Here is a 15,022-nt window from a genome sequence, read left to right on the forward strand (position 1 = left end):
ATAATGCAGTGAACAAACAGCCGTCGGATCTGAGCGCGACAGCCACGGCCAACACCAAAACGCGCGACGTGATGCCGTACTTACATGGAGACGTTTTTATGCCAGCACATACCTTTGCATTTCATCTTTCCCCACGGGGCAAATTGCGCTGGGCGATCGCCAGCCTGTTCTTCGCCGTGCACCTGCCGAGCGCTTTGGCCGGTGGTGTAGTCGTCGCTCCCGGACCGGGCGGCACGGCGCAATTGCAGACTCAGGGCGGTGTGCCCATCGTCAATATCGTCGCGCCCAACGGCTCGGGCCTGTCGCACAACCAGTTCCTCGACTACAACGTCGACCGCCAGGGTTTGGTGCTGAACAACGCCTTGCAGGCCGGGCAATCGCAACTCGCCGGGCAACTGGCAGCCAACCCGCAACTGCAAGGGCAAGCGGCGAGCGTGATCCTCAACGAAGTGATCAGCCGCAACCCGTCGGCCATCAACGGCGCACAGGAAATCTTCGGTCGCGCCGCCGATTATGTGCTGGCCAACCCCAACGGCATTTCGGTGAATGGCGGCAGTTTCATCAACACGCCGAACGCCAACCTGGTTGTCGGTCGCCCGGAGTTGAACGACGGCAAACTGCAAGCCCTGAGCACCCGTGACGCCAGCGGCCAGTTGCAGATTCAAAGCGGCGGCCTGCGTAACGGCGAGGGCTCGATCAACCTGATCGCCCCGCGTATCGACAGCCAGGGCGCGCTCAATGCCCGCGACCAATTGAACCTCACCGTCGGCCGCAATCAGGTCGATTACGCCAGCGGCCAGGTGAAGGCTGTGGACCCGGCAGGCAACACCACCGATCAACGCATCGACGCCAGCCTGTTCGGGGCGATGCAAGCCGGACGCATCAATATCGTCAGCACCGCTGAAGGCGCTGGCGTGCGAGTGGGCGCTGTACAAGTGGCCGGGCGCGATGGCGTGCAAATTCGTTCTGCCGGTGACCTCAGTGTCAGCGGCGATGCCGTGGCGAACAGTCTCGAGGTGACGCGCGCCGGCATCCGCAGCAGCCAGGGCGATGTCGGTCTGCACAGCGGCAAGGACCTGACCTTGGCCGCCACCGATGTCAGTGGCCGTGACGTTAGCGTCGATGCCAAGCGCAACCTGACCCTGAGCACGGTAGAAAGCCGCAAGCTCCAGGAAAAGCGCGAAAACTGGAGTAACAGCACCATCGGCATCACGTGGGAAACCTACGACCGTAGCCAAACCGACAGCGAGTCGCGTCAGCACGGCAGCCAGATCATTGCCAGCCGCGACGCGACATTGTCCTCCGGCAAAGACACTCAACTGCACGCTGCAAAAGTCGAAGCGGCGAACAATCTCAGCGTGCAAAGTGGCGGTGACCTGCGTCTGACCGCCGCCACCGAAAGCCACACCCAGACCGATCAGGGCAATCACCGCAAACACTTGTGGAAAGCCAACTGGAACACCAGCAGCGAAGAGCAGCGCAGTGTCACCAGCCAGTTGAAGGCTGGCAACATCGCCCTGCAAACCGCAGCGCTGTTGCGTTCCGAAGGCGCCGAGTTGAACAGCTCGGGCGACCTGCAACTGGCCGGCAAACAAGTAGAAATCACCACGGCCACACGAACCAGTCGCAGCAACGATAATCACTATTCCGGCGATCTGGTTGGCGGTGGTTTCTTTGGCAAAACCGGTGATGCCGACAAGGGCCAGACCCAGCATCAGGGCAGCAAGGTCAATGCGGCGGGCAAATTGATCGTCAAGGCTGACGACGTCCGTATCAGCGGCAGCCAGGTCCGTGGCGGCACCGACGCGAGCGTGATCAGCGACAAGGGTTCGCTGATCGTCGACGGCGTGCAGGACACCTCGCACAGCAACAATCATGACAAGGACAGCAAGTTCTTCGGCATCAGCAAAGACGAGTCGCGCCAGAACGCCAAGGACAGCACCACGGTGCGCAGCGAACTGGTGTCCGACAGCAACCTCAAGCTCAAAGGCGCCAAGGACATCGAAGTGGCCGGCTCGACCGTCAAGGCGGGCGGCGCGCTGACGGCGGACGCGGCGGGGGATGTGAACGTGCATTCTGCGCAGAACAGCCACGACAGCAGCACCACGACTGAAACCCGTGGCTTCGACGCCTACGCCAAAGAGCAAACACCGGAGCAATATCGCGCCGGCATTCATTACGAAGACAAGCAACAAACCGTGACCCGCAACGACGTCACGCAGCAAAGTTCGAGCCTCAGCGGCGGCAGCGTACAAGTGAAGGCGGGCGGTGACGTGACTCTCAAGGGCGCGGACGTTAAATCCACCGCTGGCGATACGACGTTGAGCGGTAAAAACGTGTCGTTGCTGGCCGAACAGGACAGCCACAAAACTACCACCGACACGTCCAGCACCGGCGGCGGTTTCTATTACACCGGCGGCCTTGACCGCGCCGGTAGCGGCGTTGATTTCGCCCACAGCACTTCGCAAGACACCAGCAGCAAAACCACTGCGCAAACCACCAGCGTGCAGAGCAGCGGCGGCCTGACGATCAACGCCGACAAGCTCGCCACCGAAGGCGCGCAAGTGAAGGCTGGCAACGGTCTGAACATCGCGGCCAACGAAGTCGATAACCGCGCGGCCAGCAACACCGAAAGCAGCACTCACAACCAGAGCAACTGGTCGGCGGACATCGGCGCCAACGTCGAGTACAAAGACATCGCCCGGCCTATCGCTGGTGCGGTTAAAGATGTGCTGAACGCCAAGGTGCCGGACAAGGATGCACTGGCCAATCTCGGTCAGCCGAACGTCGGTATCGACGTCGCGGTCGGTCACGGCAGCGGCGAAAAAACCGAGCAAAACAGCAACGCTGTAGTCAGTCGTTTTGACGGCGGCACTGTCAACGTGAACGTCGCTGGAACCCTGCACGACCAAGGCACGCAGTACAACGCCAGCGCTGGCCAAGTGAACATCAGCGCCGACAAACTGGTCGCCGATGCCGCGAGCAATACCCACACCAGCACCGACAGTTCGGTGGATGCCAAGGTTGACGTGCGGGTCTACACCAAAACCGGCGAAGACGTGAATGTCGCCGGTAGCGGCGCGGGTGGCAGCAGCCAGTCGAGCAAGGACAGTTCCACGGCGGTAGTCGGCGCTTATGCCGGTAGCCAGGGTGTGAACATCAAGGTCGGTGGCGACGCACAGTTCGAAGGCAGCCGTTTCGACGGCGGGCAGGGCGGCGTCAGCGTCAAAACCGGCGGCGATCTTGCGCTGAATCAGGCCAACGATCGCCAGAACAGCAGTGACGCCAGTCTGCGCGGCAATGGTTCGCTGACGGTTGGCACCTTGCCAGGAACCGACGGCACCAACGTCGATCTTGGCGCCGGTTTCCAGCTCGATCACAGCACCAAGCAGACCACTGACACTCAGGCCCACGTCGCAAGCATCACCGGCAACGGCCCGGTACAACTGAGCAGCGGCGGCAATCAGGTCCAGCAAGGCACGACGATCGACAGCGCTGGCGCCATCGATCTGCATGCTGACGGCAAACTCGATCTGCAAGCGGCGACCAACACTCACACTGCCACCGGCAGCAATCTCGGCGGCGGTTTGAAGGGCGGCGGCAGCAAATCCAGCAGCGAGAAGAGCCGCGATCAGGGCGGCAATCTCAGTGGCAATTTCAACATTGGTCGGGTCAATGAGCACTCACAAACGCTGACCGGTGGCCAACTCACCAGCCAGAGCGGGATCGCCCTGAGCGGTGACGCTGTTCATCTGCAAGGCACGCAAGTCAGTGCACCAAACGTCAACGTCGATGCACAGAAGGGCGGCTACGTTCAGGAGTCGGCACAGTCCACTGAAAGCCGTAACAACTGGAACGTCGCGCTGAATGCCGGCGGTAATCTGAGCAGCAAAAAGCCGACAGCAGCCGAAGAGAAGGCCAGCAGCGACCACGGTTTCAATGCCGGCGCCAAGGTTGGCGTGGATTACCTGCAGGGCACCACGCAGCAGAACAGCCAGATCAAGGCTGACAGCGTGGTATTGAACAGCGCGGGTGATGCCCATCTGGCAGGTGCGCAAATCGATGCGAAGACGGTCAGCGGGAATGTCGCAGGTGATCTGGCAGTCGACAGCCGTCAAGACTCGAAGACAAGCGCCAAGGTTGACGTGGATCTGGGCCTGACCGCCAAGAAGAACCCACCGAACGACAAGGAGAAACTCGCCGGCACCGACTACAAACCGACGCTGAAAGCGCAGGGAGAATACGCGCACAAGGACAGCGTCGCGCAGGCGTCCGGCATCAGCGCCAGTCAAGGTGTAAAGCTGAATGTGGGCGGCGCGACACAACTGACCGGCGCTCGGATTTCGGCGAGTGAAGGCACGGTGGGGCTGGGTGGTTCGAAGGTCAGCAGCACCGATCTGAACAACCACGATTACGGCATCAAGGCTGGCCTCGATCTGCCACAAAAAACAGAGGAAAACGCTCCAAAGGTTTCCCTTGAAAACGGCAACCTCAAAGTCGGCCCGATCACCCTGAGCGGGCATCTCGATACCCAAACCCTGCAGGCCGGAATCGACGAAAAAGGCTGATCCCCATACTCCCGTGTAGGAGCTGCCGCAGGCTGCGATCTTTTGCTCTTGGAAAACCAGGATCAAAAGATCGCAGCGTGCCGCAGCTCCTACAGGGGATTTGCTTATGATCGGAATGATTTGCCGGTCTTAATAGTAACCATTACTATTCGCGCTCCTTTCCTCAGCACAACATCCATACCCCCATGCGTCCCCGCAGACCCGGCTTTTTCGAGCATTACGAAGAGTTGATCGGCACCTGGACTCGTCGTCTGCGCAATCGCGCGCAGGCCGAGGATCTGGCGCACGACACCTTTGTGCGGGTGCTTGAGTCCGATTCGGCAGAGGTGCAGCAACCCCGGGCGTATTTGCACCAGACCGCGCGCAATATCGCGGTCGATGGCTATCGGCGGGAGGATCGGCGCGGCGCCATGGAGTCGGAGGCGATCGATCACAGTGCGTCGTCATCCGGCGACCCGGAGCATTACATGCATGCGATCCAGTTGGCTGACTCCATCGAACGAGCGCTCGCGGAACTGCCGGCCAATTGCCGGAAGATTTTTGTCTGGCAGAAGATCGAAGGCCTGACCCAGGCGGAAATCGCAGAACGCCTGGGGCTGTCCAAGAACATGGTCGAAAAGTATATGATCCGCACCCTGCGGCATCTGCGTGATCGACTGGACGGGTTGCAGTCATGAGCCGCTGCAGCTTTTCATCCCCGGCCAAACAGGACATTCCATGATGGATACTCGTGATTGCGCGTGCGGGCAAACGACGGTGCGCGATGACGCGGCTCGCTGGTTTGTGCGTTTGCAGGAGCCGGCCGTGAGTGCCGACGAGCAGCAGCGCTTCGACGCCTGGCTGAATCAACATCCGCAACACCGCGATGAATTTCAACTGCTGCAAGGGCTGTGGACGGCGGCTGACCTGCTGCCGGCGCCACGCCTCAAAGCCCTCGCTGAAACCCCACCGGCGCGCCGTGAGCGACGTCCGCTGCTGCGTTATGCGGTGGCAGCCAGTGTGCTGGCGGTGGCGCTTGGATTGGGACTGTTCAGCGGCCTCAATCACCCCGGAAGCTACAGCGCCGAGTTTTCTACCGTGCTCGGTGAGCGCAAGCATGTGGCATTGCCGGACGGCTCGGTGATCGACCTCAACAGCCGCAGTCGCTTGCAGGTGCATTATGAAAAGGATCGCCGGCTCATCGAGTTGAGTGAAGGCGAGGCGATGTTCAGCGTCGAGCACGACGCCTCGCGACCGTTCGTAGTCGAGGCCGGCAGCGGCAAGGTCACGGTCACCGGTACGCGCTTCGATGTGCGCCGCGACGTCACGCAGACACGGGTGGCGGTGGAGCAGGGCACAGTGAAAGTGCAGGGACACGATGCGCCGGATAACGAATTTATCAACCTGACCGCCGGCCTCGGCACCCACGTCGATGCGCAAGGCAAAGTGGCGGCAGCCTACGCCGTCAATCCAGCGGAGCTGACGGCGTGGCGCGGCGGCAAACTGGTGTTCAACAACGCCCGCCTCAGCGAAGTGGCCGCTGAAGTGTCGCGTTATCGCGAGAAACCGCTGACTGTCAGCAACCCCGGCGTGGCCAATCTGCGCCTCACCAGCGTGTTCAAATCCGACAACACCGACGCCTTGCTCAAGGCCTTGCCGAACATTCTGCCGGTGGCCATTCGCACCCTTGCGGATGGCAGTCAGGAAATAATTTCAAAATAACATTCAGGTTTTTTTCGAGTTCATCGTCTTCCTGTTCAACTGCAACTGGTTTGCATTAACAGCCGCACACTCTTGCGATCCACAGGACTACGTTCGACGTGAAAACCACCATTGCCAATAACAAAAAATCCCCTTGGTTGCCGCTGGCCCTCGCGCTGGCGGTCAATGCTGCCGTGCCTTTGGCGTTCGCGGCTGAAGCTATTCATATTCGCGCGCAGCCGCTGGGTCAGGCCTTGAGTGAACTGGGCCAGCAAACCTCGCTGCAAGTGTTTTTCAGCCCGGACCTGGTCGCCGGCAAACAAGCCCCGGCAGTCGACGGTGATCTCTCGCCAGAGCACGCGCTGCGCCAATTGCTGCAGGGCAGCGGTCTGGATTATCAGATCAACGAAGGCTCGGTGACGCTGTCGCCCGCCGCGACTTCCGCTGCCCCTGGCGGCCCGCTGGAACTGGGCGTGACCGATATTAAAGTGGTCGGCGACTGGCTCGGCGACGCGAATGCGGCCGTGGTGCAAAACCACCCCGGCGCGCGCACGGTGATTCGCCGCGAAGCGATGGTCGAGCAGGGCGCAATGAACGTCAGCGACGTGCTCAAACGCGTGCCTGGCGTACAGGTGCAAGACTCCAACGGCACCGGCGGCAGCGACATTGCCCTGAACGTTGGCGTGCGCGGTCTGACGTCGCGTCTGTCGCCACGCTCCACCGTGCTGATCGACGGCATACCGGCAGCGTTCGCGCCGTACGGTCAACCACAACTGTCGATGGCGCCGATCTCCTCGGGCAACCTCGACAGCATCGACGTGGTACGCGGCGCCGGTTCAGTGCGTTACGGGCCGCAAAACGTCGGCGGCGTAATCAACTTCGTCACCCGCGCGATCCCGGAAAAAACCACTGGCGAGATCGGCACCACGCTGGAAACCACTCAGTATGGTGGCTGGAAGCACATCGACACGGCGTTCCTCGGCGGCACCGCCGACAACGGCATGGGCGTGGCGCTGTTGTACTCGGGCGTCAACGGCCACGGCTACCGCGAGCGCAACAACGGCAACGACATTGACGACGTGATCCTGAAGACGCACTGGGCGCCGACCGATCAGGACGATTTCAGTCTCAATTTCCATTACTACGACGCCAGCGCCGACATGCCCGGCGGCCTTACGCAGAAGCAGTACGACGACAATCCTTACGATTCGGTGCGTGATTACGACAGCTTCAGCGGTCGGCGCAAGGACGTGTCGTTCAAGTGGATTCGCCAGATCGACGAGCGCACCCAGGCTGAAGTGCTGACCTACTACACCGACAGTTTCCGTGGCAGCACCATCGCCGCTCGCGACCAGAAAACCCTCAGTTCGTATCCACGCTCTTATTACACCTTGGGCATCGAACCGCGTGTGTCGCGCGTGTTCGACGTCGGCCCGACCACCCAGGAAGTCAGCGTCGGTTATCGCTATCTGAAAGAGGCGATGCACGAGCAGTCGAGCCGACTGGCGCTGGTCAACAACCAGCCTGTCGTCACGCCGACTTCCGACGGCCACGTGTTCCAGGATCGTACCGGCGGCACCGAGGCCAACTCGGTTTACATCGACAACAAAATCGACGTCGGCAACTGGACCATCACGCCGGGCATTCGCTTCGAACACATCAGCACGGATTGGCACGATCGCGCCGTGCTCGACACGGCCGGCAGACCGGTGCCAGAGAAAAACCGCAGCATCGAAAGCAATGAACCGCTGCCGGCACTGAGCGTGATGTATCACCTGTCGGATGCGTGGAAGCTGTTTGCCAACTACGAAACCTCGTTCGGCAGCCTGCAATATTTCCAGCTGGGGCAGGGCGGCTCGGGCGATAGCACCGCCAACGGTCTGCAACCGGAAAAGGCCAAGACCTACGAGATCGGCACGCGTTACAACGATGACGTGTGGGGCGGGGAAGTGACGCTGTTCTACATCGACTTCGACGACGAACTGCAATACATCAGCAACGACGTGGGCTGGACCAACCTCGGTGCGACCAAGCACCAGGGCATTGAAGCGTCGGTGCACTACGACATGGCGGCATTGGACCCGCGCCTTGATGGTCTGACCGCGAATGCCGGTTTTACGTATACCCGTGCGACCTATGAAGGTGAGATTCCGGGGTTCAAGGGGCGTGATCTGCCGTTCTATTCGCGTCAGGTGGCGACGGTTGGTTTGCGCTATGAGGTTAATCGCTGGACCTACAATCTCGACGGTTTTGCCCAGTCGAAACAGCGTTCGCCGGGTACTGGTGTGAATGCCGATGGTAGTTTTAACGGTAACTACATCACTGACGGCACGGCGGATGGGCAGTACGGTGATATTCCGGGTTATGTGACCTGGAACGTGCGCGGTGGTTATGACTTCGGGCCGCAGGTGTCGAATCTGAAGCTGGGCGCCGGGGTGAAGAACGTCTTCGACAAGCAGTATTTCACGCGTTCCAGTGATAACAATTCGGGGATGTATGTGGGGGCGCCGCGGACGTTTTTTGTGCAGGCTAGTTTGGGGTTTTGATTGATTGGTTGATTGGGTGAATATCCGTTGCTGCGGTGATGGCTACTTAGGGTTCCGCCCTTACGGCGGGTCACTTTTTCCAGACGCCGAAAAAGTAACCAAAAAGGCTTTGCCCTGACGTTCGGCCCTCGCTGTGGCTCGGGTTCCTTCGCTGCGGAATTGATCCGGGGGCATCGCCTCCGGTTTGCTGCGCTGCACCTCCTCTCGATGTGTTTGGCTGCGCCAAACGGTCGCTGCGCTCCCACCCCCGGATCAATCCCTCCACTCAGCCTGCCGACGGGCTTCCAGATCAAGATCAAGAGCTGCACTCGAGCTAACGCTCATTGTGTTGAGTGGGGCGGACTTCGCCGCATGGGGTGTTCGCAAATCAAAATTGTGGGAGCTGGCTTGCCAGCGATAGCGGCCAGCCAGCCGACCAGGCTCTGGCGGGTGTACTCGATCCCATTGTGGGAGCGAGCCTGCTCGCGAAGGCGGCCTGACAGCCGACCAATCTCAGGCAGATGTAATCAACTCACCTGTAGGAGCTGCCGAAGGCTGCGATCTTTTGATCTGCTTGGCTTTGGCTTTGGCTTTGGCTTGGGTTTTTGATCTTCTGCCCCTTCGGCAGGCCGAGCGAAGGTGTTCATCCGGGGGTTAGGCGCGCAGCGCCGTGCGGCGTAGCCGCATACATCGAGAGGAGGTGCAGCGAAGCAAACCGCAGGCGACTGCCCCCGGATGGACACCGTAGCGAGGGAACACTGAGCCTAAGCGAAGTGCCGTACGCCGGGGCAAAGCCTTTTGGGTTACCTTTTCGGCGTTTGGAAAAGGTGACTCGCCGTAAGGGCGAAACCGCCAGCGGCAGCACCCGCAGCAACGGATATGCCCCCAAACCCCACAACCCCCAAAAAACAAAATCAAAAGACCGCAGCCTTCAGCAACCCCCACACAGTTCGGGATCTGGCAGGTGCACTCGGTTCAGACCTTCAACACCTTCCCACCAATCGCCACCGCCACCAACAACACCGCCATCAACCCAAACGCAAAACTCAAACTGCTGGCATGCGCGACAAACCCAATCACCGCCGGCCCCGCCAGAATCCCCGCATAACCCAACGTAGTGATCGCCGGCACGGCAATGCTTTCCGGCATCACCGTCTGCTTGCCCACCGCCGTGTACAGCACCGGCACAATGTTCGAACAACCGGCACCGACCAGCGCATAACCGACCAGAGCGAGTTGCCAGCTTGGCGCGAACGTCGCCAGGAACAAGCCTGCCGCCGCCAACAAACCACCAAACAGAATGATCCGCGTCGCCCCGACACTGCGCACAATCCGGTCACCCATCAAGCGGCCGGCGGTCATGGTCAGGGCAAATGCCGCGTAACCCAAACCCGCATACGCCGTGTCGATCCCGCGTTCCTGAGCGAGGAACACTGCACTCCAGTCCAGCGCCGCGCCTTCGGTGAGGAACACGATGAAGCACATCCCGCCGATAAACAGCACGATGCCGTGAGGCACCGCGAATGCCGGGCCGGAGCTTTCGCTGCCATACGGCAACATGTGCGGGACGCATTTGAACAATGCGCCGATCAGCACCGCAACCACTACCAGCATCGCACCCAGCGGCGACAGACCGAGGCCGAGCAGGGCGCTGACGCCCGCCGCGCCGACAATACCGCCGAGGCTGAACAAGCCGTGAAAACCCGACATCATGTTCTTGCCGCTGGCGCGCTCGACGATCACCGCTTGCAGGTTCACCGTCGAATCCACCGTGCCCAGCCCGGCGCCGAACATGAACAGCGTGGCGATCAGCGCCGGAACCGAAGACACCGTGGCCAGCAACGGCAACGCCGCGCAGATCAGCAACGTGCCGCCGGTGGCCACGCGTCGGCAACCGAACCGCGTGGCGAGAATCCCCGCCAATGGCATCGCCAGAATCGAACCGACCCCGAGGCACAACAGCAACAATCCCAGCGTGCCCTCATTGAGCCCGGCGCGCGCCTTGGCGTACGGCACCAGTGGTGCCCACGCGGCAATACCGAGGCCGGCGATGAAAAAAGCGATGCGCGTGGACATCTGTTGCAAGCGTCCGGGGACGAACGTGTCTTGGGGGTTGAGGCTGGTCATATCGATCCTTGGCAAAAATACATCGCGTCCCCGAGGGACAGTGATTGAGCGTCGAGGTTCGATCACAGGTACTCGGAGCCGTTTAGTCGACATCCTAACCTGTGCCGAACACCACACATCGCGATTTGTTCGACCCAGCACCGTACCCATGTAGGAGCTGCGGCACGCTGCGATCTTCTGATCTTGATTTTGAAGATCAGAATCAAAAGATCGCAGCCTCGTTTCACTCGAATGCTCCTACAGGAGATCGTGGTTTAGAGTGAGATTCTCGATAACGGGAATACAAGGACAGGTGATGACGCAGTTCTACGATGCGCGGGGCAATATCTACGGGGTGGTCGCGCCTGAAGTATTGCGTGAAGCGGGGATTGATTTGCCAGCGAATGCGACCGATTGTGCGTCATCGCGCAAGGCATGGAGTGAGGCGGCCATCGCGCTGTGCTGTGACTGGCCCGAAGGTCAGCGCCCGCCGAACAGTAAATCCCACCGCAGCGACGGCTTGCTGATCGGCCCGTTCCAGAACTCGCCGCCGTTTGACGTACTGATCGTCAACACCGACGGCACTCTCGCCGAGCGCAGTGGCAATGGCTTGACGATATTCTCGCAAGCCCTGACCGAACAAGGGTTGATGCCGGAACAAGGGGCGCTATTAAGCGTCCATCACGACAAGGGTGATGCGCTGGAGACTTCGGTAAAACCGGCGGAAGTCGAAGGTGTGCAAGGTTTCTGGCTCGATCTGGGCAAACCCGGATTCGGCGCGGATGCGGTTGGGGCGCTGAACGTTGGAAGCAGCGAGTTCTATGGATGTGCCGTAAGCCATCTGCAGCCCTTGGCGCAACTCGATCCGGCGTGGCACCACAGCCAGTTCGTGCGCATCGGCAATCCGCATTGTGTGACGTTACTGACAGACGCTGGCGCATTGCCGAGTAACGAGCAAATGCGCGAATCACCGCTGAGCGAAGGCTTGACCCGAATCGCCTACGCCATGCCGACCGGCGCTGGCGAGCCGTGCCCGGCGGGTGTAAATCTGCAATGGGCGGTGCGCGAGTCCGGGCAGCGGATCGTCGCCCGGGTGTTCGAACGCGGCGAAGGGCCGACCGCTTCCTCGGGTACCAGCGCCAGTGCGGTGGCGTGTGCAGCGTGGCGGGTCGGTTGGGTCGCGGCTGGGCAAGTTCACGTGGTGATGCCCGGTGGCACGGCGCCGATTTTGCTTGAGGAAGAACAAGGGGAATTGGTCGGCGTCAGATTGTTTGGTACGGCGCGATTGATACGCTGAATCCGAAACTGCCATCGCTGGCAAGCCAGAGCCTCACATTGGCGCGTTCAGCGCAAACCCCTGTAGGAGCTGCCGAAGGCTGCGATCTTTTGATCTTGTTTTTTACAATCAACGTCAAAAGATCGCAGCCTGCGGCAGCTCCTACAGGGAGCGTTGTCAGCTCAGATTGCTGCTGAACTCCACCACCGGCATCTGCCGCTTCATCAACACCTCACCGCCGCGAATCGAATACAGCGGCAAGCCCTGACTGCGGATGACTTCGTAATCGCTGTCCGCCGAGAGGATCAGCAGGTTTGCCGGTCGCCCCTGTTCCAGGCCATAACGCTCGCCCAGATTCATCGCTTTGGCGCTGTTGTCCGTCACCAGATCCAGCGCACTTTGCAGGTTGCGGTAACCGAGCATGTGGCAGATGTGCAAGCCGGCTTCAAGCACGCGGAGGATGTTGCCGTTGCCCAGTGGATACCACGGATCGACGATCGAATCCTGGCCGAAACACACGTTCATTCCGGCTTCGAGCAGCTCATTCACGCGGGTCACGCCACGGCGTTTCGGGAAGTTGTCGAAACGCCCTTGCAGGTGAATGCTCTCGGTCGGGCACGAGACAAAACTGATCCCGGAATGGCCGAGCAGGCGGAACAGTTTTGCGCAGTAGGCGTTGTCGTAAGAGCCCATCGCCGTGGTGTGGCTGGCGGTGACCAACGACCCCATGTCACGGCTGCGGGCTTCTTCGGCGAGCACTTCGAGGAAGCGTGAATGCGGGTCATCGGTTTCGTCGCAGTGTACGTCGACCAAGCATCCGGTGCGCTCGGCCAGGTCCATCAGGAACTTCACCGAACTCACACCTTGATCGCGGGTGTACTCGAAATGCGGGATCCCGCCGACCACGTCCGCGCCCATGCGGATGGCTTCTTCCATCAGCTCTCGACCATTGCGGAACGACTCGATGCCTTCCTGCGGAAACGCGACGATTTGCAGGTCGATCAGGTGTCGACTTTCTTCGCGCACTTCGAGCATGGCTTTGAGTGCGGTGAGCTGCGGGTCGGTGACGTCGACGTGGGTGCGCACATGCTGGATGCCGTGAGCCGCTAGCGTCTGAATGGTTTTTTTTGCGCGGATCTTGGTGTCTTCTTCGGTGATGGTGACCTTGCGTTCGCCCCAGCATTCGATGCCTTCGAACAGCGTGCCGCTCATGTTCCAGCGCGGCTCGCCAGCGGTGAGGGTCGCGTCGAGGTGTATGTGTGGCTCGACGAAGGGCGGCACTACCAGATTGCCGCCGGCGTCAAGGTCTTCGGGGCCCAGGGTCGGGGCTTCGGTCTGGCGGGCGATGCTGCGTATCAGCCCGTCTTCAAGGTGCAATTCGTGCAAACCTTCCTGGTTGCGCAGTCGGGCGTTGATGATGTGCATCAGGCAAATCCTTCTTATAAGTCTTGAAGTGGCGCGCTGGCGCTGCGGGCGCCGAGTATTGCGGTGAAGATGACATACGTTAGCGCGGCAGCAGCGATCCCTACCAGCGGCGCGACCCATGGCGAGCTGAACGCCGCGACGGTACCGACCCCGTAGGCCCCGAGGCCCGGCCAGTTGAAGGCCGGCAGCCGTGCGTCGGCCAGACGCGGATAGCGCCCGCGCCAGCGGTAGAAGAAGTCGGCCATGATCACGCCGCCAATCGGTGGGATCACCGTGCCGAGCAGGATCAGGTACGGCACCAGCATGTCGTACATGCCCAGCAGGGCGAGCAGGGTACCGATCACCGCGCCAGCCAACGTCACGGTCTTGCGCCGCCCGGTGCGCAGCAGGTTGCAACCGGCGACGGCGAAGTTGTAGATGGTGTTGTCCTGGGTGCTCCAGATGTTCAGCAGCAACATCGCCATCGCGGCCATGGCGAAACCTTGCAACAGCAACACTTCAACCACGTCCGGTTGCTGATAGACGATGGCGCCGTAGGCACCGATCAGCACCATCAGGCCGTTGCCGATGAAGAACCCGATCAGGCTCGCCAGTACTGCAACTTTTGCCGAACGCGAGAAGCGCGTCCAATTGGTCGCCTGCGTCGCGCCGCTGACGAAGGTGCCGAACACCAGGGTGATGGCGGTCGACCAGTCCAGCGAACCACTGGGCACAACGCTCAGCAATCCCTCGAAACCGCCGACTTTCACCGTCGCCACCCACATCGACAGTATCAGCAGCAACATCATTGCCGGCACAGCGATGTACGACAGAATCTCCAGCCCGCGATAACCGACGTAGGCAGTGGCGCAGAACATCAGACCGAACAGCACCATCAACCCGAGGACCGTGGCCTCATCGAGGTTGAAATACTTGCCGATCACCACCGCCGCCGTCGCCGTGCCCCAGGCGTACCAGCCGATCTGGGTGAAACCGAGGATCAGGTCGCTGAGCTTGCTGCCGACTTCACCAAAGCAGAAGCGCCCCATCAATACCGAGTTGAGGCCGCTTTTGAAAGCGATGTAACCCAGGCCTGCCGCATACAAACCGAGCAGCAGATTGCCGACGATGATCACCGCCATCAATTCGGCGAAACCGAACGCCACACCGAGCTTGCCGCCGGCAAACATGGTCGCGGTGAAGAAGGTAAAACCCAGCAACACCATCGCCGTGGAGGCCAGGCCTTTGCGCGCATGCAGGGGGACTTCGCTGAGGGGGTAATCGTTGCCGGAATCGTTTTGCGTCATGGGGCGGTCCTTGCTGAAAGAGGAAGACGCGGGGAGGGTTGCAGTGGTCGTGCCAATCGCGGTTGGCGCGGTTATGTATAGACGAGTCAGGAATTTTCGGCTCGAAAGCAGTGCACCTGACGAAACCGAAGCCCTATGTAGGAGCTGCCGAAGGCT

Annotated in this window: 8 protein-coding genes; 5 read left to right on the forward strand and 3 right to left on the reverse strand. The window is 60.7% G+C overall.

Going from position 1 to position 15,022, the window contains the following annotated elements; translation table 11 throughout:
- Positions 1–98 precede the first annotated feature (98 nt).
- The 4 genes from ICA16_RS00680 to ICA16_RS00695 all read left to right on the forward strand — a co-directional run bounded on the left by ICA16_RS00680 (position 99) and on the right by ICA16_RS00695 (position 8,794).
- The gene (locus ICA16_RS00680) at positions 99–4,568 is read left to right on the forward strand and encodes a hemagglutinin repeat-containing protein (RefSeq protein WP_210699675.1); all 4,470 of its coding nucleotides are present in this window, start codon (positions 99–101) and stop codon (positions 4,566–4,568) included.
- Positions 4,569–4,753: 185 nt separating this feature from the next.
- Entirely contained in the window at positions 4,754–5,245 is a 492-nt protein-coding gene (locus ICA16_RS00685; protein WP_210699676.1) for a sigma-70 family RNA polymerase sigma factor, read from the forward strand.
- Between the two features lie 40 nt (positions 5,246–5,285).
- A complete protein-coding gene (locus ICA16_RS00690; protein WP_210699677.1) occupies positions 5,286–6,269 on the forward strand; it encodes a FecR family protein in 984 nt (327 codons plus the stop codon).
- 98 nt (positions 6,270–6,367) lie between these two features.
- Positions 6,368–8,794, forward strand: coding sequence for a TonB-dependent siderophore receptor (locus ICA16_RS00695; RefSeq protein WP_210699678.1), 2,427 nt, complete (start codon positions 6,368–6,370; stop codon positions 8,792–8,794).
- A gap of 954 nt (positions 8,795–9,748) precedes the next feature.
- Here ICA16_RS00695 and ICA16_RS00700 read toward each other — a convergent pair.
- Positions 9,749–10,900 (reverse strand): MFS transporter, encoded by a 1,152-nt coding sequence (locus ICA16_RS00700; RefSeq protein ID WP_150605330.1) that lies wholly within the window; start codon positions 10,898–10,900, stop codon positions 9,749–9,751.
- 295 nt (positions 10,901–11,195) lie between these two features.
- On the opposite strand from ICA16_RS00700, the gene ICA16_RS00705 reads away from it, so the two are divergent.
- A complete protein-coding gene (locus tag ICA16_RS00705; RefSeq protein WP_210699679.1) occupies positions 11,196–12,176 on the forward strand; it encodes a diaminopimelate epimerase in 981 nt (326 codons plus the stop codon).
- A gap of 156 nt (positions 12,177–12,332) precedes the next feature.
- Here the strand turns inward: ICA16_RS00705 and codA are convergent, their stop codons facing one another.
- Together codA and codB are read right to left on the reverse strand one after the other, a co-directional pair.
- Positions 12,333–13,580 (reverse strand): cytosine deaminase, encoded by a 1,248-nt coding sequence (gene codA, locus ICA16_RS00710; protein ID WP_210553141.1) that lies wholly within the window; start codon positions 13,578–13,580, stop codon positions 12,333–12,335.
- A gap of 14 nt (positions 13,581–13,594) precedes the next feature.
- Positions 13,595–14,866, reverse strand: a complete 1,272-nt coding sequence (codB, locus tag ICA16_RS00715) for a cytosine permease (protein ID WP_150605327.1) — start codon at positions 14,864–14,866, stop codon at positions 13,595–13,597.
- Positions 14,867–15,022: the final 156 nt, after the last annotated feature.

This window comes from Pseudomonas anatoliensis (assembly GCF_017976235.1).
Taxonomy (GTDB): domain Bacteria; phylum Pseudomonadota; class Gammaproteobacteria; order Pseudomonadales; family Pseudomonadaceae; genus Aquipseudomonas; species Aquipseudomonas anatoliensis.

Bases quoted from the DNA above. Each gene is read 5' to 3' on its own strand.
- ICA16_RS00680 (WP_210699675.1), top strand. From the start codon at position 99: ATGCCAGCACATACCTTTGCATTTCATCTTTCCCCACGGGGCAAATTG.
- ICA16_RS00685 (WP_210699676.1), top strand. From the start codon at position 4,754: ATGCGTCCCCGCAGACCCGGCTTTTTCGAGCATTACGAAGAGTTGATC.
- ICA16_RS00690 (WP_210699677.1), top strand. From the start codon at position 5,286: ATGATGGATACTCGTGATTGCGCGTGCGGGCAAACGACGGTGCGCGAT.
- ICA16_RS00700 (WP_150605330.1), bottom strand. From the start codon at position 10,900: ATGACCAGCCTCAACCCCCAAGACACGTTCGTCCCCGGACGCTTGCAA.
- ICA16_RS00705 (WP_210699679.1), top strand. From the start codon at position 11,196: ATGACGCAGTTCTACGATGCGCGGGGCAATATCTACGGGGTGGTCGCG.
- codA (WP_210553141.1), bottom strand. From the start codon at position 13,580: ATGCACATCATCAACGCCCGACTGCGCAACCAGGAAGGTTTGCACGAA.
- codB (WP_150605327.1), bottom strand. From the start codon at position 14,866: ATGACGCAAAACGATTCCGGCAACGATTACCCCCTCAGCGAAGTCCCC.